The organism is Vibrio sp. ECSMB14106, assembly GCF_000972265.1.
In the GTDB taxonomy this organism is placed as follows: domain Bacteria; phylum Pseudomonadota; class Gammaproteobacteria; order Enterobacterales; family Vibrionaceae; genus Vibrio; species Vibrio kanaloae.
On sequence record NZ_LAUM01000009.1, the window covers coordinates 74,730 to 92,616 of the forward strand.

Sequence of the window (17,887 nt, forward strand, 5' to 3'; positions counted from 1 at the left end):
AGAGTAAGGTAGGAAAGCCCTAACAGAAGCGATTCTGTTAGGGCTTTTTTTTGTTTAGGGCTTAGTGAGTAGACTAGAGCTTAGACTTTCTCTACCGAATTACGGCGTACCAGAGTTGGAGAGAACATCATTGGTTCAGTAGAGGTGTTTTCACCCTTGGCTAGGTGCAGCGCGAGTCGTGTTGCTTTCTCTGCCATCATCTGAATCGGGTAGCGAATGGTGGTGAGCTTTGGATGAACATAGCGGGCAATCAAGCCATCATCAAATCCGATGATCGACATCTTCTCTGGCGTTTGGATTCCGTTCTCATCTAGTACCGACAAAGCACCTGCCGCCATGTAATCGTTGTAAGCCACAATGCCAGTGATTGGCAGTGACTTAGTCAGCAGATTCGTCATCGCATATTCGCCACCGTCACTGGTTGGCAGAGCCTGTTCAACATAGCTTTCAGACAACTCAATACCATACTCTTTCAGCGCGGCTTGGTAGCCTTCAACACGTTCGTTAGCATCTTCAATACTTGAAGAGGAGGCGATACACGCAATGTTTTTATGACCATGTCGGATTAAGTATTCAGTCGCGAGGAATGCACCTTTCTTGTTATCTAGGAAGATACAGCGATTGGCAATTTCTTCGATGTAACGGTTGATCAGTACTAAGCCTTTCACTTCTTTAGAGTAAGCAATCAGTTCCTCGTCAGTTAGGCCTTTCGAGTGAATGATTAGTGCATCACAGCGACTGTTGATCAGCAACTCAATCGCTTGTTGTTCTTCTTCACGATTGTGAGAACCATTGCCCACCAAGATATGTTTGCCGTTCTCTCTAGCAACGTTGTCTACCGATTTAACTAGCGTGCCGAAGAAAGGATCGGAAATATCACCAACCAATACACCGACGGTATTGGTGCTTTGGCTTACCAGCGCACGGGCATTGGCATTCGGGCGATAGCCGAGCTTAGCCATCGCTTTTGTCACCGACTCAATAGAGCTCGCACTGGCCTTCGGAGATTTGTTGATCACCCGAGATACGGTTGCGACGGATACACCGGATTCTTTTGCGACATCTTTAATTGTTGCCATTTTTAACCTCTATACATTGCTGCATCTATTTAACACCGACAATAAGTGCAAGGCAACGAAACTCTCATTTTACTTGCAGTAATGAGATCTTTACTGCTTGTAATTATTAGACTTAATGCTAGTGTAAATGCTTACGCTTTACTTAATTTTAGTAAAATTATTTGATAGGTAAAAAACCAATTAATATAGGAAGTGAGAAATGGATACTGTCTCTTATGGCGACTTTGCTAAGTTAGAAATGCGTGTGGGTAAGATCATCGAGGTTGTGCGTCATGAAAACGCAGACAAGCTTTACATCGTGCAAGTGGATGTGGGTGAGAAGACGCTACAAACAGTGACCAGCCTAGTCCCTTATTACACAGAAGAAGAGTTGATGGGCAAGCTGGTTGTTGTGCTGTGTAATTTAGCGAAGGCTAAGATGAGAGGGTACACTTCTGAGTGCATGTTGCTATGTGCAGAAACGGAAGATGAATCTGAAAGCGTATTGCTGACGCCAGAACGTGCAATGCCAGCGGGTATTCGAGTGGTTTAAGCGGTTTATTTTAGTCGGTGAGCCTACTTGTTATAAGTTCATCGACTTCCCTGTTCTCAAAGATCCAAAATATCCAAAGCCCTCAAAGGCTAACTGCGAACACTCAGTATTAAACCATCAATCACACTGTGGTGGTGCTCAGAAACGCCAGCAAGGTTGCCGTATTTTGGCTGGTGGCGATCATTTTCTAATGGGTGGTGCCAACCTTGTGTGTGTTCCACAAAGTGCGCCGCAAAGCTTTCAGACACCTCTAAACATCCTGCCATAACGGTATCGACATAGGTTTGAACGATAGGGCTGTCTTCACAAGGCGCTGTAATATCGTCTTTGATGTAAACCCAGATCGATTGATCCGTTTTGAAATCAGTTTGGCTCTCTATCTGATCGGCTTTTAACTCGATTCGATGATAGCCACGTTCACGGCGATCAAACTCAGCCAAGGCTACATCATCGACTTCAAGCAAAACACCATTCACTTGCCCTTCACCAAGATTGACGATCAACGGGGATAATACATAACTGTCGTCGATCTTACTCCAGTGACGCACTAAGCCATGAACAATCGCAGGGATCGCTTGCCCAGTTTGACCGGTAAGCTGGCGTGAAGATGAGTTGATTAAGCTGCCATAACCAAAAATATACATCGCGTTCCCTGTTTGAGTTTTTTCATTTAAGTCTAACTTTACTATATGTGTCGCAATCGCAAAAGTCAGTAAGTTTTTATTCATACATCTATATGTCTTTATGACTCTTTTCGTTGTGTTTTTTTGACTTATTTATTGGCTAGTGAATCTTGTGAGTAGCTGTTTTACGGGCTTTATCGAATTGGCGCGTTTAATGCAGTGTGATCAGCAGATTGCATCGAATGTGATGTACACCAAATTGGGTTTAGGTAATACCTTAGCCACTATCTGAGAATTAGGAGCGAGTTTGTTAAATATCACAGATAAAAGTGTAGAAGACGCAATTCCAGCCTACCTGCGTTTAGGCTTTCGACCATTCTTCTTTTTAGGCAGCCTCTATGCCGTGATTACGATTGTGGCTTGGGTCATCATGTTCCAAAACGGTCAGCCAGAAATGCTAAAAGTACCGGCACTGTGGTGGCATGTGCATGAGATGCTGTTTGGTTTTTCGATGGCGATTGTTGCCGGCTTTGTACTTACTGCCGTGCAAACTTGGACGGGGGTCAATGGCACCAAGCATTATCGATTAGGAGTGCTGGTCGGCTTGTGGTTGGCGCCTCGTATTCTGTTTTGGACACCAGCGCCGTTATGGCTGATCTCATCGGTTGAGGCGCTGTTCTTAATCTTCGCCGCTTACGAGATTGGCTTTCGAGTTGTAAAATCGAAAGGATGGAAGAACCTGTTCTTTATTCCGCTCTTTATACTGGCTATCGTGGCGAACTTTGCTAGCTACGCGACCATTAAGGGCATGCCTCCGTTCCCATCATCAGCGGTATGGCAAGCGATGTTGTGGTGGTTTACGTTGTTGCTGTCTGTAATGGGTGGACGAGTGATTCCATTTTTCACAGCGCGTCGTTTCGACTTTGAAAAAGCGCAGCCCTTGGTTTGGTTGGAATGGCTTGCAAACTTGCCTTTGATAGGACTGTTTGTTCTGAGTTTCTTCCCATTGACCTTTGCTCAAGTCGGCAATGAGTTGATGGTATTTGCAGGGGTAACTCAGTTGGTGCGCTTTATCCGTTGGAAGCCTTGGACTACGTTATCTGAGCCCTTGGTGTGGTCGCTGCATGCGGCTTACTTGTGTATCCCTCTCAGCTTGCTGCTCAGAGGTTTGTTAGACAACCCATTTGCCAGTCATAACATGCTGCACTTGTTTGCGATTGGTGGCTTGAGCGGTTTGATTCTTGCGATGATTACGCGCGTGACAATGGGACACACCGGTCGTGCTATCTATAAAGGGCCAAGCATGGCGTTAGCGTTCTCGGCTATTTTTTTAGCAGCGCTCGTACGTAGCTTAGGTGTGACTTTCTTCCCGGCTTATCTGTTTGAGATGGTTAACCTCAGTGCAGGCTTATGGACGTTGGCGTTCGGTCTGTTTATTTGGAAATTTGGCATGATGTTACTAACACCGCGAGTGGATGGTCATCCGGGCTAAGTTAATTTCAGTCTATACAGCATTGGAGTGTGATCCGCTGCAAATATTTGCAGCAATATTCATTGATTTGTGCTCTAATATCGCGCTTACCAAGGGATGGTGTTAAAAGATGCTCACTTAGATGGAGTTATCAAAGTTGACCGATCCCTTAATGATCTCCCTTAGGAAAAAATAGAACATGTCTAAGAACAAAAAATTTGATATCCGCCTTACAGAAAAACGCAACGGTTGGTGTGCAGAGATTACTCGTCAAGTAACGTCTCGCAGCACTACAGTATCTAAGCGTGAGTCTGGTTTCGAAACTGAAGCTCTAGCACAAGAGTGGGCAGAGAAAGAGCTAGCCTCTTTCATCGCAAACCAAGCTGAACGTAACGAGCGTAAATCAGAGCAGCGTAAAGAGCGTGACGAACTACGTCACACTAAAGAGCTTAAAGCTGAGCAAGCACGTGAAGCGCGCGCTAAAGCTCGTGCAGAAGAGCAAGAAGACGCTGAGTAATTCAGTGCATGACTAATTTATAGATCCCTTAATTTTAAGATAAGGGATTTGTGAAAAAAAGCCCCGATACAACTTTTTTCTTTCTAGTTAAAAGTGTATTGGGGCTTTTTAGTTTGTGGAGTTCTGTTTTATTGTGTTTAAGAGCACTGTTTTGGCTTCTCGCTTTTAACGTCGAGCTCTTAAACTTTTAAGCATTGTCTGATCAGTTATTCAGTGCAGTTAGCCAATCATCTTCTGCCACTTCTTCAATGTAGCTTTCTACTGATTGTCCGACTTCTTCATCGTCTTGCTTGAAGTAAGCGATGTGGAACACAGCATCACCTTCGTTGACCAAAGGCAGAGTTTGCTGACCAATCACGATACCGCCTTTGGTTGTGATCACTTGGCCTTCTTGGTGACCCAATGGAGAGCTGATGTAAGCCAGAGTTTGCCCGGCTTCAACTTGTTCACCAAGCCCTACCATATTACGCAAGATGCCGTCTGATTCCGCGCGGATCCAACTGGTCGATTTACTCAATACTGGCTCTGGCAACTTCTTACGGTTCGGGCGCAACATACCGATTTCTTTCATAACTTGGTGAGCGCCAAGGTAACCGGCACGGATCGCTAAAGGATCAAAACGCAGCGCTTCACCACCTTCGTAAGTTAATACAGGAATACCAAGTTTTTCCGCTTCGCTACGCAGTGAACCGTCACGCAGTGGAGAATCAATGATCACTGGTGTTGCAAACGCTTTTGCGATGCGCAGTGTTTCTGGGTTCGACAGGTTTGCACGAATCTGTGGCAGATTCGTACGGTGAATCGCCCCCGTGTGTAAATCTAAGATGAAATCACAGTGCTTCGCAACATTCTCGAAGAAGGTGTAAGCGATACGTGATGTTAACGATCCTTTCTCACTACCAGGGAAGCAACGGTTTAGGTCACGGCGGTCTGGTAGGTAACGAGACTTATGGATGAAGCCGAACACGTTAACGATAGGCACAACAATTAAGGTACCTTTCAACTTCTTCGGATCGATAGCATTGGTTAACTGGCGGGCAATCTCAACACCATTTAACTCATCGCCGTGGATCGCCGCGTTTACCATCAGTGTTGGGCCTGCTTGGCGACCGTGAATGATTTCAATCGGGATCGAAAGTGGAGAATGCGTGTAAAGCTGAGCTGCTTGTAGTTCAATCTCCATTCGCTGTCCTGGCTGAACAGTATAACCAAGTAATTCGAATGGTTGGTTAGGTTTTAGTCTTGCCATTTAGGTTGTTCTCAACATGGTGATAATTCGTTAACACGGAATGTAGCAATCGTTGATTTTTAGTACGAATCAATCGCTTTACGGTGACGACAAAAGTTTTTTATGAAGGGGCTTCTGAATTGGTTTCAGTTTTTTATTTGGCTAATTGAAGGGTGTTTCAAATTGTGAGTTTTCTGACAATACATTGATTTAGCTCTGATATTTGTTATTCAGTTCGTTGGTATTATCCACCGCCATTTTTTGGCGGCCAAATTCAAATATTGAGATCAAAATGAAAAAAACAATTTCAAAAGTCGTTGCACTGGCGGTGGTTTCTGTCGCTTTATCTGGCTGTGTTGGTAGTAACGCAGTAACGGGTTACTTAATGAAGTTTAATGTTAAGGCTGTTGATAACCGTTACGCACGTGGTGGTTTGAACATGCTACTTGCACCTGCTTACGGCCTGACGGTTGCTGCTGATTACCTGGTATTCAATTCACTAGAGTTCTGGACTGGTAGCAACCCACTAACGGGCTCTCCACACATCTTTGATACAAAGACTGACACTTACCTAGACATTAATAACCAACTTGACCCGTCTCTAACGGAAGCGCCAATAGGTCCTATCACGAGTGCAGATGTGATCGAGCAGGGTCAAATGCAGCAGATTGATGAAAACACGATCCAAATGGACATTACTTACCAATCTGGTGAGCGCGCGACGTTAATCGGTGTTCGTGATGGTGAGATGGTGACGTACTTCATCGATGGCGAAGTTGTGGCACAAACTTCAATTGATGAGCTAGAAAGCTACGCGGCTTCACGCGCTTAGTTATACCAATCGTAGTAAATAACTGGTCACCCTAGCTTGTTAAAAATCTCGATAACTGCGTTGTGATTTTTGATTGTAGAATAACTACTTATCAGAAAATCACGCCTTGTTCTCAAGCCTTTTTCCTGCGCTATTTCTGAACACTTACTTACTGTGATTGGTATTACTTCTTTAGTCACAAATAGTCGATTACAAAGATTAGATACAAAAACAGGTACTCATTGAGTACCTGATTTATTTTGCCTCGGATAAACGGTGTTTACTGAAAAGTACGATTTATTGAGCAAACATAGCTTATCGAATTAAGCTTTTTCTGGGATTGCTTCAAGCAGTGCAACCATTTGGTTCCAGAATAGCTCAACGGTGTCGATCTTCACTTTCTCATCAGGAGAGTGCGGGAACTTGATGGTTGGGCCGAAAGAAACCATATCCATGTTCGGGTAAGGTTCTTTGAATAGACCACACTCAAGACCAGCATGGATAACCATGATGTTTGGCTTGTGACCGTAGATACCTTCGTACATGTCGCGGAAGATATGCATGATTTCTGAATCTGCGTCTGGTTTCCAACCAGGATAAGCACCAGAGAACGCGATGTTAGCACCTGCTAGTTCAGCAATAGAGTGAAGCATGCTTTCTACTTGGCTGCGACCTGAGTCGATAAGGGAACGGATCAGGCAAAGTACTGTGATTGAATTCTCTTCTGTCGTGATCACACCTACGTTTAGAGATGTTTCCACAACACCTTCAATCTCGTCACTCATACGAATCACGCCGTTTGGTGCTGCGTTAAGTGCTGCGATAAAGCGCGTCTGTTCTGCTTGTGCAAGAGTACCCATTTCAACGGCGACTTCTTCGTTGAATGTTACGATGCTGTCTTCGATGTTACCTAGTTCAGTTGATAGAAGCTCGGTGTAGTAGTTGTATAGCGAAGCCAGTTCCTCTTGGTTTGCAGCAGGAACTGCAACCGTTACGAAACCTTCACGAGGAATTGCGTTACGAAGGCTACCACCTTTGAACTCTACGATGCGAAGGTCTAGCTTTTTTGCGTGACTCGCTAAGAAACGGGCAAGTAGTTTGTTTGCGTTTGCACGACCAGTATGGATATCACAACCCGAGTGACCGCCTTTAAGGCCTTTAAGTGTTAGTTTGCGCGTTACGAAATCTGCAGGAATAGCATCTCGAGTGATGTCGAAAGTCATTGTACCGTCGATACCGCCAGCACAACCCATGTATACTTCACCTTCTTGCTCTGAATCGGTATTAAGAAGGATATCGCCTTCTAACCAACCAGCTTCAAGACCGAAAGCACCTGTCATTCCTGCTTCTTCATCTACAGTGAGTAGAACTTCGATAGGGCCGTGCTTGATTTCGTTTGAAGCAAGAACCGCTAGGCAAGAAGCCATGCCCATGCCGTTATCAGCGCCAAGTGTTGTGCCTTTTGCTGTAACCCACTCACCATCAATGTATGGCTGGATAGGATCTTTAGCGAAGTCGTGAACCGTGTCTTCGTTCTTTTGTGGAACCATATCGATGTGCGCTTGCAGCACCACACCTTTTTTGTTTTCCATGCCTGGCGTTGCAGGTTTAGTAATGAAGACGTTACCCGTTGGGTCGCGACGCACATTTAAACCTTGCTCTGTTGCCCAAGCAATAATGTATTGAGCTAGCTCTTCCTCATGCTTAGAAGGATGTGGGATTGAGCAAATCTTATCGAAGAACTGCCAAATAGGGGCAGGGGATAATTTACTGATCTCAGAATGGAATTCAGACACGGATGACTCCTTTTTTATTTGGTAACCATATATTTAGGATTCTCATGGGTAAAAACCTAGAACAAAAATCTAAAATATGGGTCTGTTTTGATGGTAACAGCATACCACTTGAGTGTTTTGACGAGTAGCGCTTCTAAACCTCAAACACCTCAAATTTTGAAAGCGATTTTGTCCATCCGATCATAACTAAGCGCTTTGATGCTTATAAATAACCCAAGCAAACGTTTGTTTAAGTCTATTTTGTAATTTAATTACACTTATGGGTTTGGGTGGTGATCTTATTTAGTCAAAAATGTGATGTGGCGCAATAAAAAGTTGTAATATTTTTTCTTTAGGGTATATTGATAACCAACTTCTAAGGTGAAGAGTAAATGCTCAAAGGATGAGTCCGTTTTATCGCCTCCAAGGAACCGAGAAATCAAATTCGTTTTTTATTGATTTATTAAGGTGATAGTTATGAAAGGTTTACCATCTGCAATGTTCTGGCTTAACAGCTCTGTTTACACTAGCAACTTTGCATACCCTACAAGCTTTGGTTACTAATACCGTAAGCATGTAACTCGAACAGTTTTGTTCACCCCTATATATTGGAATTCTTTTACAACCCTTTTGGTTGACAGATTCTACCGCCACTCAGTTTTGAGTGGCGTTTTTTTTGCCTGCTACTTTTCCAAACCGCTTTAGCTTGTCACTTTCCCTGCTGTTCTGCATGGTTGTTTTTTAAACGCCGAAATATCAATTTACGCCTGATTACTGATCTTGTTGAAAAATACATAACTCTTGTGGGTTTGAATTCAGAGTTTAATGGCTAGGTTCTCTATTAAAATAATTGATGGTCGAAAAAGTAACCAAGAAATTCCATCATGAATAATAGTATTAATTAACTGTTTATTATGGTTATTTTCTCTAGCTACCTTCCTTTTTAATCGCTTTGTTTCATAAAGTATTCTGATAAATATCGATTAGAGCCTTAATTCTATCTGGAATTTGTTATTTGATAACTTTATAATCCACGGCCAATCGATTACGCAACCGTTTACTCTTATAGGATTCGATAATGTTCGAAAAGCTATTCAAACTCAGTGAAAATGGCACCAATGTGCGCACTGAAATCATCGCAGGTCTAACAACCTTCCTAACAATGGCTTACATTATTTTTGTAAACCCAATGATTCTAGCTGACGCAGGGATGGACCATGGCGCTGTATTTGTAGCAACCTGTTTAGCGGCTGCTATTGGCTGTTTTATCATGGGCTTTGTTGCTAACTACCCAATTGCTCAAGCACCAGGTATGGGGCTGAATGCATTCTTTACTTACGCTGTTGTAATGGGGATGGGTTATACGTGGCAAGTTGCTTTGGCAGCGGTTTTCGTATCGGGCGTAATCTTCATTTTCTTAAGTATCTTTAAGATTCGTGAATGGATTATCAACTCTATCCCTATGTCTCTGCGTGTAGGTATCTCTGCGGGTATTGGCCTTTTCCTTGCGTTTATTGCTCTTAGCAATGCTGGCATCGTTGTTTCTAACCCAGCAACCAAGGTTTCACTTGGTGATATTACCGCGATTGCCCCAACCCTAGGCGCACTTGGTTTTTTCCTTACGATTGCTCTTGTTCATCGTGGTGTGAAAGGCGCAGTCATGATCGCTATTCTAGCTATCACGGCTCTTGGTATTGCTATTGGTGATGTTCAATACGGTGGCATCATGTCTACACCACCAAGCTTAGCACCTACGTTTATGCAGCTTGATTTCTCTGCGGTATTTGAAATAGGTATGATTTCAGTCGTATTCGCATTCTTGTTCGTCGATTTGTTCGATACTGCGGGTACTTTGGTGGGGGTTGCAACGAAAGCAAACTTAATCAAGGAAGACGGTAAACTTCCTCGTTTAAACAAAGCACTGCTTGCTGACTCTACAGCAACGTCTATTGGTGCATTGCTAGGTACATCAAACACGACTTCTTATGTTGAAAGTGTTGCAGGCGTAGCGGAAGGTGGCCGTACAGGTCTAACAGCTGTTGTGGTTGGTATCTTATTCCTACTGGCTCTTTTCTTCTCGCCACTTGCAGGTATGATTCCGGCTTACGCAACATCAGGCGCATTGTTCTATGTAGCCATTCTGATGATGTCTGGCCTCGTGGGCATTGATTGGCGTGATCTTACGGAAGCTGCACCTGTCGTGGTAACATGTCTGCTTATGCCGCTGACATACTCTATTGCTGAGGGTATTTCACTTGGTTTCATCGCTTACGCTGTAATTAAGCTGCTAAGTGGTAAAGGTCGCGACGTTTCACCTGCTGTGTGGGTAATGTCGGCTATCTTTATTCTTAAATACATTTTCGCTTAATCGTCTAGATTTCTGCTTAACCGCTGAAGAGGCTATGTTTGGCATAGCCTCTAATAACATGACAAAATTATTAGGTTTTATACTATGAGCAACAAATTCGTTATCACTTGGGACAACATGCAGACTTACTGCCGTCAACTAGCTGAAAAGCAAATGCCAGCAGAGCAGTGGAAAGGTATCTGGGCGGTCAGCCGTGGTGGTTTGGTTCCTGGCGCAATCTTGGCTCGTGAATTGGGTATTCGTCACGTAGATACGATTTGTATCTCGAGCTACGACCACGATCACCAACGTGATATGACAGTCGTTAAAGCTCCTGAAGGTGACGGTGAAGGTTTCTTAATCGTTGAAGATCTTGTTGATAGTGGTGACACTGCACGCAAGCTTCGCGAAATGTACCCTAAAGCGAAATTAATCGCAGTATGTGCAAAACCATCTGGTGCGCATTTACTCGATGAATACATTGTTGATATCCCTCAAGACACATGGATTGAGCAACCTTGGGATACGAGCCTAAGCTACGTTGAGCCAGTAAATCGCAAGTCAAAATAAGCGCAAGCTAAATTTTTTGAGAAATGACCCATCATAGGGTCATTTTTTTTTATATGATGAGTGACAACCATTTCTTATTAAGTATTCCAATGTCTGAATCAAAAGAAACGAGCTTAAACCTTTCGGAAACCTTGTTTGTTAAGCATAAGCAGGCCAAAGAGACCTCAATGCTAACGTGTTACATGCCCAGCTCCGAAGCGTTGCTCGGCGAGAAGCGTAAGCAGCACAATTCATCATGGTACCGAAACTTAAGACGTCTGCAGTGGGTATGGCAAGGGGTTAATCCAATAGAGCAAGAAGCTGTATTGGCTCGAATTGCGTCATCAAAGAACTCCCGAACGACTGATGAGTGGTTAGACACTGTGATGGGTTACCGCAGCGGTAACTGGGCTTACGAGTGGACTAAGCTAGGCATGCAGCACCAAAATAGTTCGAACGAAAAGAGTGGTGAAGAGATGGCAGAAGAATTGTTCTCTGCATCTTTGTGCTTCAGCATTGCGGGCTACCCACATCTTAAGAACGACAGCCTTGCAGTCCAGGCTCAAGTATTGGCGAACGCCGCTTATTCTGAAGCGATTAAGCATACCAAGCTGATCGTCAAACAGATTGAAGTGCCATACCAAAACAAGAAAATCAAAGCGAATTTGCATCTAACCAAAACGGACAAGCCACAACCCGTTGTGATTGTGAGTGCTGGCTTGGATAGCTTGCAAACTGATATGTGGCGCTTGTTTAGAGATTACTTAGCACCGAAGAACATTGCGATGCTAACCGTAGATATGCCATCGATAGGACATAGTTCACACTGGCCATTAACCGAAGACTCTTCTTGTCTGCATCAAGCCGTGTTGAATGAACTGCCTAACATTCCGTGGGTGGATCATCATAAGGTCGGGTTATTTGGTTTTCGTTTTGGTGGCAATGCAATGGTGAGGCTATCTTTTATCGAACAGCGCAAGCTTAAAGCTTGTATCTCTTTAGGTGCTCCAATCCACGATATCTTTGTTCATGCCGATAAGTTAAAGCAGATGCCTAAAATGCATTTGGATGTGTTGGCTTCTCGCCTTGGTAAAGGTGCGGTGGATATCAATAGCCTTTCTGGACAATTGATGGCGTGGTCGCTCAAAGTTCAAGGTTTGTTATCTAACAGTAAGACGAGTGTCCCTATTTTGGCATTGGCTTTGGAGGGTGACCCGGTGTCGCCACATACGGATAATCAACTGGTTGCTATTTACAGTGATTACGGTAAAGCGAAGAAAATTAAAACTAAATCAATTACACAAGGTTATGAGCAATCCCTCGAATTGGCGATAAAGTGGCTTGAGGATGAATTATTTAGGTGACATTTCTCCGAAATTAGTTAAGCATGAAAAGTGTACAGATTAAGTACCTGATACTCAGTGACTATTTATAAAATCAAAGGCTATTTAGCCGTTTGCTTTAAACCTGAGTAACGTCATTCTTAACATTGAAGATGGAGATTCAATATGTCAGAAGTGACACAACAACCTACTCACTATCGTTTGCTTAATGTTTTAAAGGCTATTGGCCCTTATCTAAGAGAGCCGCAATCAAAAGAAGGGCACTATATTTTTGATTGCTTGTCTGTGTGTGTGAACGATAAAAAATCACCAGAAGAACGTGAGTTCTGGGGCTGGTGGTTGAAGCTAGATAAGTCGGAAGAGGGATATTCGGCGAAATACAACATCGGTAAATACAACACTGATGGTAATTGGGATTCTTTGCCACTGCCTAAGAAAGCGGTCACCGAAGTCTCTCGAACTCAAGTAGCCTTTCATAAAAAATTGGTTGATGAACTTCAAACTAAATTTGAAATCAGCGTTCAATTCGACGAAGAGTCTGTCGAATTCATCTGATTTTAAAGGTTAGTCTTCTCTATAGAGCAAAAAGGTGCGATTTCGCACCTTTTCTACTTGTGAATTCCCCTGTTGATTGTTAAAACATCACCTCTTATTTGTTTTATCCATAAAAGACTTCATGACAATAAATCATCAAAGCGGGACAACAACACAGCGTAAAACTGTCGTTGTTAAACTGGGTACCAGTGTCTTAACTGGTGGAACATTGGCATTAGATCGTGCTCACATGGTTGAGCTGGTTCGTCAATGTGCTGAATTAAAAAAACAAGGCCACTCAGTGGTTATGGTTTCGTCTGGCGCAATGGCGGCAGGGCGTGAGCACCTTGGTTACCCCGCACTTCCCAACTCAATGGCAAGCAAGCAGCTGCTGGCGGCCGTTGGGCAAAGCCAGTTGATTCAAGCTTGGGAGTCTTTGTTCGCTATTTATGGCCTTAAGATTGGCCAGATGCTGCTGACTCGCGCTGATCTTGATGATCGCGAGCGTTTTCTAAATGCACGGGACACGATTAATGCATTAGTCGACCACGATATTATCCCCGTGGTTAATGAAAATGACGCAGTCGCGACCAGCGAAATTAAAGTGGGTGATAATGATAACTTATCAGCACTGGTTGGTATTTTATGCGGTGCGGATAAGCTTTTGCTGCTAACCGACCAAAAAGGTTTGTTTACAGCTGACCCTCGTAAAGATCCAAATGCAGAGCTCATCAAAGAAGTAAAAACGATTGATGACACACTGCGTAAGATCGCAGGCGGCAGTGGAACTACGTTGGGTACTGGCGGAATGGCAACCAAACTGCAGGCGGCTGATATTGCTCGTCGTGCGGGGATTGAAGTGATTATCGCGGCGGGCAGTGCTGAAAATGTGGTGTTCGACTCATTGAGTGACAGCCCACAAGGCACCCGTTTCTTGCCTTTAGCAGAAGCACTTGAAAACCGTAAACGTTGGATTTTAGCTGGCCCAGCTTCTGTTGGTCACATCGTGGTAGATGATGGTGCAGTCAATGCTGTGCATACTAAAGGCAGTAGCTTGTTGGCTAAAGGGGTCGTTCGAGTTAAAGGCGAATTCTCTCGTGGTGAAGTCACTCAAGTCACAGATAGAAAAAGTAAAGTCATTGCGCGTGGCATCGCCAGTTATTCGAGCCAAGACCTAGCGAAAATAGCGGGTAAGCACAGTAAAGATATTGGTGACATTCTTGGTTACGACTATGGTTCAGAGGTCATTCACCGTGATGACCTGGTTGTGATTCAAGAGTAGCTCGTGATGATAAGGCGATGCACTGCGAATATGCATAATCGTAAAGCGCCTTTTTACATCAAACGACAGACTGAATTTAGGAGAGTTAAACATGGATTTAACTAACATGGGTATCGCAGCAAAAGACGCTGCTTTCCACCTAGCGACCGCATCAACGGCGCAAAAGAACAAGGCATTGGCGATCATCGCTGATGAGTTAGAAGCAAACGCTGCAACGATTCTAGAAGCGAACGCGAAAGATATTGAATTAGGTCGCGAAGCGGGTTTAACCGACGCACTGCTTGATCGTCTACTTCTTAATGAAGAGCGCTTAACCGGCATCGCTAATGATGTGCGTAACGTGATTAGCTTGAATGACCCAGTAGGCAGCGAAATTGACAGTAAGGTACTGGAAAACGGTATGTCACTGTCTCGCCGCCGCGTGCCACTTGGTGTGGTTGGTGTTATCTATGAAGCGCGTCCGAACGTAACCATCGATATTGCAGCTCTGTGTCTGAAGACAGGTAACGCAAGCATTTTACGTGGTGGTAAAGAGACGTTCTTCTCGAACATGGAACTGGTTAAAGTTATCCAGTCTGCATTAGAGAAAGCGGAGCTTCCAGCTGCTTCTGTTCAGTATATCGAGAAACCAGATCGTGAACTTGTATCTCAGTTGCTTAAACTGGATGACTACGTGGATATGATCATTCCTCGTGGTGGTGCTAGCCTGCACAAGATGTGTAAAGAGAACAGCACCATTCCAGTGATCATTGGCGGCTTCGGTATCAGTCATATTTTTGTTGATGAAAGTGCTGACCTTGAAAAGTCGGTAGATGTTGTCGAAAACTCAAAAGTTCAGCGCCCATCAGCGTGTAACTCGTTAGATACACTGCTAGTTCATGAAGCGGTTGCTGAAGCCTTCCTAGCTAAGCTAGCACAGCGCTTAGCAGGCAAAGTCACATTAGTTGTCGACGCTAGCGCTAAATCGATGCTGGCTGGTTTTAACGATCAACGTGATGCAATTGAAGGAGACTTTGACACCGAATGGCTAAGCTACACGTTAGGCGTGAAAGTAGTCGCGGACGTTGCAGACGCGATTGACCATATGCGCGTACACAATGCGAGCCACTCAGACGCAATCATGACCAATAGCCTAGAAAGCTCTGAGCGTTTCATTAATTCTGTCGGTTCGGCAGCTGTGTATGTGAATGCATCAACTCGATTTACCGATGGCGCACAGTTTGGTTTAGGTGCTGAAGTTGCTGTATCTACTCAGAAATTGCATGCTCGCGGCCCAATGGGCTTAGAAGAGCTGACAAGTTACAAATGGGTAGGTAAAGCGAACTATTTAGTTCGTGGTTAACGTTGGTCGTTAATTTTAGTCTTTAGCTCATTTTTGAAATGGCTATCGAGTAACAATAATCAATGAATCACCACACAAAAGGGCCTCAATTGGCCCTTTTTCTTTCCTAACGTTTGGCAATTCCGTTACACTGATATTCAATTATTTGGAGGTGATATGCATTGTCCTTTTTGTTCAGAGAACGACACTAAAGTAATCGATTCAAGACTGGTAGCCGATGGCCATCAGGTTCGTCGTCGCCGTCAATGCCTTGCATGTAGTGAACGTTTTACTACGTTCGAATCGGCAGAACTTGTGATGCCTAAAGTCATAAAGTCGAATGGAAACCGCGAACCATTTAATGAAGATAAAATGGTGGGTGGTGTACAGCGCGCCCTAGAAAAACGCCCAGTGAGTGCTGATGCGATTGAACTTGCGATCAGTACGATTAAGTCACAACTCCGTGCAACTGGTGAGCGTGAAGTACCAAGCGAGATGATTGGTAATCTTGTGATGGGCCAATTGAAAGAACTGGATAAAGTAGCGTACATCCGTTTTGCCTCTGTTTACCGCAGTTTTGAAGACATCCGAGAGTTTGGCGAAGAAATCGCTAAATTAGAGGACTAACCCTTTAATCATGCCGATTTTTACTCCCCTAGATTTTAAAATGATGTCGCGTGCTATTCAATTAGCGAAGCGCGGCATTTATACCACGGCACCCAACCCGAATGTGGGCTGTGTCATTGTACAAACTGATGGTCAGATCGTTGGTGAAGGTTTTCATGCCAAAGCTGGCGAACCTCATGCTGAAGTGCACGCTATGCGAATGGCGGGTGACAAGGCAAAAGGCGCGACCGCTTATGTCACGCTAGAACCTTGTTCGCACTATGGTCGAACGCCACCTTGTGCAGAAGGTTTGATTAAGGCTCAAGTTTCAAAAGTGATTTGTGCCATGCAGGACCCAAACCCAAAAGTCGCAGGTCGTGGTATCAAAATGCTACGCGATGCGGGTATTGAGGTTGAAATTGGTTTGCTAGAGCAAGACGCTCTCGACTTGAATCCTGCATTTATCAAGCGTATGCAAACTGGCATGCCATTCGTTCAGTTAAAGATGGCCGCTAGCCTTGATGGGCAAACGGCATTGGAAAATGGCCAAAGCCAGTGGATCACATCGCCAGAATCGCGTCGTGATGTTCAGAACTACCGAGCAAAATCAGGCGCGGTGCTATCAACCAGCCAGACTGTGATTGAAGACAACGCGTCGTTGAATGTTCGTTGGACAGAGTTGCCAAGCAGTATCAAAGATCATTACGCTGAAGACGAGCTGCGTCAGCCGATTCGCGTAATTCTTGATCGTCAAAACCAACTGCGTCCTGAACTCAAGTTATCCCAGACTCCAACATCCGTGTTGAGAGTAGCGGAAGCGTCTGCTGATATTGAAGTCGGAACCACAGATGCAGGTCAGCTTGATTTGCACGATCTGATGCGTCAATTACCTGCCAATCATATCGACCATATTTGGGTCGAAGCGGGCGCTACATTGGCAAAAAGCTTGATTGAAGAACAGCTGGTGGATGAGCTAATCCTCTATTTAGCACCTAAACTTATGGGCAGTGACGGACGAGGTTTGATGGGCGCATTAGGGCTCACTTCAATGTCTGACGTTATTGACCTAGAAATTAAAGATGTTCGACAGGTTGGTGTGGATATTCGTATCGTCGCGAAACCAATTATGACTAAACCAAGAGCGGTGAAACCACTCTCGAAATAGTCACCCTAACTACATACGTGTCGTTGACAACAGAAAGAGTTTTAAAATGTTTACAGGAATTGTAGAAGCCGTCGGAACATTGAGTGCAATCACTCCCCGCGGAGAAGACATTACCGTAACGGTTAATGTTGGCAAGCTTGATATGGCTGACGTTCAGTTAGGCGATAGTATTGCAACCAATGGTGTGTGTTTGACGGTTGTTGAGTGCAACGACCACAGCTACAGTGCAGACCTTTCGCTTGAAACCCTGAAAAAAACGGGTTTTGTCGATTACCAAGCGGGCGATAAAGTTAACCTTGAGAAAGCAATGTTACCAACCACGCGTTTCGGTGGACACATCGTGTCTGGTCACGTTGATGGTGTGGGCGAGATTGTTGAGCGTAACCAAGTAGGGCGTGCGATTGAGTTTTGGGTAGAAATGCCAGCTGAAATAGCAAAGTACGTAGCTCAAAAAGGTTCAGTCACGGTTGATGGTATTAGCCTGACTGTGAACGATTTACGCAAGAATGCCTTTAAGTTGACTATCGTTCCTCATACCTCTTCAGAAACGACCATCGACCAGTTCAATGTTGGTCGTAAAGTGAATCTAGAAGTCGATGTATTAGCGCGCTACATGGAGCGTCTACTGCAAGGCCAACAGCAAGAGTCTGAGCCTAAATCTCGATTGACGATGGAATTCTTACAGCAGAATGGTTTTGCTTAAA

General features: G+C 44.3%; 17 protein-coding genes. 13 read left to right on the forward strand and 4 right to left on the reverse strand.

What is annotated here, in order from left to right:
• Nucleotides 1–80 precede the first annotated feature (80 nt).
• Nucleotides 81–1,079, reverse strand: a complete 999-nt coding sequence (locus WR49_RS08140) for a substrate-binding domain-containing protein (protein WP_046223670.1) — start codon at nt 1,077–1,079, stop codon at nt 81–83.
• A gap of 199 nt (nt 1,080–1,278) precedes the next feature.
• Here WR49_RS08140 and WR49_RS08145 point away from each other — a divergent pair, with 199 nt between their 5' ends.
• Nucleotides 1,279–1,611 (forward strand): tRNA-binding protein, encoded by a 333-nt coding sequence (locus WR49_RS08145; protein ID WP_046223671.1) that lies wholly within the window; start codon nt 1,279–1,281, stop codon nt 1,609–1,611.
• An 89-nt stretch (nt 1,612–1,700) separates the two neighbouring features.
• On the opposite strand, the gene WR49_RS08150 is transcribed toward WR49_RS08145, so the two are convergent.
• Nucleotides 1,701–2,255 carry a gamma-glutamylcyclotransferase family protein gene (locus tag WR49_RS08150; protein WP_046223745.1) on the reverse strand — a complete coding sequence of 185 codons (555 nt, stop codon included), beginning with the start codon at nt 2,253–2,255 and terminating at the stop codon, nt 1,701–1,703.
• A gap of 286 nt (nt 2,256–2,541) precedes the next feature.
• Here WR49_RS08150 and WR49_RS08155 point away from each other — a divergent pair, with 286 nt between their 5' ends.
• Together WR49_RS08155 and WR49_RS08160 are read left to right on the forward strand one after the other, a co-directional pair.
• Entirely contained in the window at nt 2,542–3,726 is a 1,185-nt protein-coding gene (locus WR49_RS08155) for an NnrS family protein (RefSeq protein WP_046223672.1), read from the forward strand.
• Between the two features lie 178 nt (nt 3,727–3,904).
• On the forward strand, nt 3,905–4,222 hold the full coding sequence (locus WR49_RS08160) for a DUF3622 domain-containing protein (RefSeq protein WP_017056240.1): 318 nt from the start codon (nt 3,905–3,907) through the stop codon (nt 4,220–4,222).
• Nucleotides 4,223–4,424: 202 nt separating this feature from the next.
• On the opposite strand, the gene WR49_RS08165 is transcribed toward WR49_RS08160, so the two are convergent.
• The gene (locus WR49_RS08165; RefSeq protein WP_046223673.1) at nt 4,425–5,471 is read right to left on the reverse strand and encodes a succinylglutamate desuccinylase/aspartoacylase family protein; all 1,047 of its coding nucleotides are present in this window, start codon (nt 5,469–5,471) and stop codon (nt 4,425–4,427) included.
• A gap of 271 nt (nt 5,472–5,742) precedes the next feature.
• Here WR49_RS08165 and WR49_RS08170 point away from each other — a divergent pair, with 271 nt between their 5' ends.
• Complete coding sequence (locus WR49_RS08170) at nt 5,743–6,282, forward strand: DUF3332 family protein (RefSeq protein WP_046223674.1); 540 nt, start codon at nt 5,743–5,745, stop codon at nt 6,280–6,282.
• A 302-nt stretch (nt 6,283–6,584) separates the two neighbouring features.
• Here WR49_RS08170 and WR49_RS08175 read toward each other — a convergent pair whose 3' ends face one another.
• Entirely contained in the window at nt 6,585–8,057 is a 1,473-nt protein-coding gene (locus WR49_RS08175; protein ID WP_046223675.1) for an aminoacyl-histidine dipeptidase, read from the reverse strand.
• Nucleotides 8,058–9,114: 1,057 nt separating this feature from the next.
• On the opposite strand from WR49_RS08175, the gene WR49_RS08180 reads away from it, so the two are divergent.
• The 9 genes from WR49_RS08180 to WR49_RS08220 all read left to right on the forward strand — a co-directional run bounded on the left by WR49_RS08180 (nt 9,115) and on the right by WR49_RS08220 (nt 17,886).
• On the forward strand, nt 9,115–10,404 hold the full coding sequence (locus WR49_RS08180) for an NCS2 family permease (RefSeq protein ID WP_017056244.1): 1,290 nt from the start codon (nt 9,115–9,117) through the stop codon (nt 10,402–10,404).
• A gap of 84 nt (nt 10,405–10,488) precedes the next feature.
• Entirely contained in the window at nt 10,489–10,953 is a 465-nt protein-coding gene (gene tet(34), locus WR49_RS08185) for an oxytetracycline resistance phosphoribosyltransferase domain-containing protein Tet(34) (RefSeq protein WP_017056245.1), read from the forward strand.
• An 89-nt stretch (nt 10,954–11,042) separates the two neighbouring features.
• On the forward strand, nt 11,043–12,296 hold the full coding sequence (frsA, locus tag WR49_RS08190) for an esterase FrsA (protein WP_046223676.1): 1,254 nt from the start codon (nt 11,043–11,045) through the stop codon (nt 12,294–12,296).
• A gap of 144 nt (nt 12,297–12,440) precedes the next feature.
• Nucleotides 12,441–12,830, forward strand: a complete 390-nt coding sequence (gene crl / locus WR49_RS08195; protein ID WP_046223677.1) for a sigma factor-binding protein Crl — start codon at nt 12,441–12,443, stop codon at nt 12,828–12,830.
• Nucleotides 12,831–12,906: 76 nt separating this feature from the next.
• The gene (gene proB / locus WR49_RS08200) at nt 12,907–14,091 is read left to right on the forward strand and encodes a glutamate 5-kinase (RefSeq protein ID WP_170960252.1); all 1,185 of its coding nucleotides are present in this window, start codon (nt 12,907–12,909) and stop codon (nt 14,089–14,091) included.
• Between the two features lie 91 nt (nt 14,092–14,182).
• On the forward strand, nt 14,183–15,433 hold the full coding sequence (locus tag WR49_RS08205) for a glutamate-5-semialdehyde dehydrogenase (RefSeq protein ID WP_046223678.1): 1,251 nt from the start codon (nt 14,183–14,185) through the stop codon (nt 15,431–15,433).
• 156 nt (nt 15,434–15,589) lie between these two features.
• Entirely contained in the window at nt 15,590–16,039 is a 450-nt protein-coding gene (gene nrdR, locus WR49_RS08210) for a transcriptional regulator NrdR (protein WP_004734394.1), read from the forward strand.
• Between the two features lie 40 nt (nt 16,040–16,079).
• A complete protein-coding gene (ribD, locus tag WR49_RS08215) occupies nt 16,080–17,183 on the forward strand; it encodes a bifunctional diaminohydroxyphosphoribosylaminopyrimidine deaminase/5-amino-6-(5-phosphoribosylamino)uracil reductase RibD (protein ID WP_046223679.1) in 1,104 nt (367 codons plus the stop codon).
• A gap of 46 nt (nt 17,184–17,229) precedes the next feature.
• Nucleotides 17,230–17,886: a riboflavin synthase gene (locus tag WR49_RS08220; RefSeq protein WP_046223680.1), complete on the forward strand. Its 657-nt coding sequence runs from the start codon at nt 17,230–17,232 to the stop codon at nt 17,884–17,886.
• The last annotated feature ends 1 nt before the right edge of the window (nt 17,887 follow it).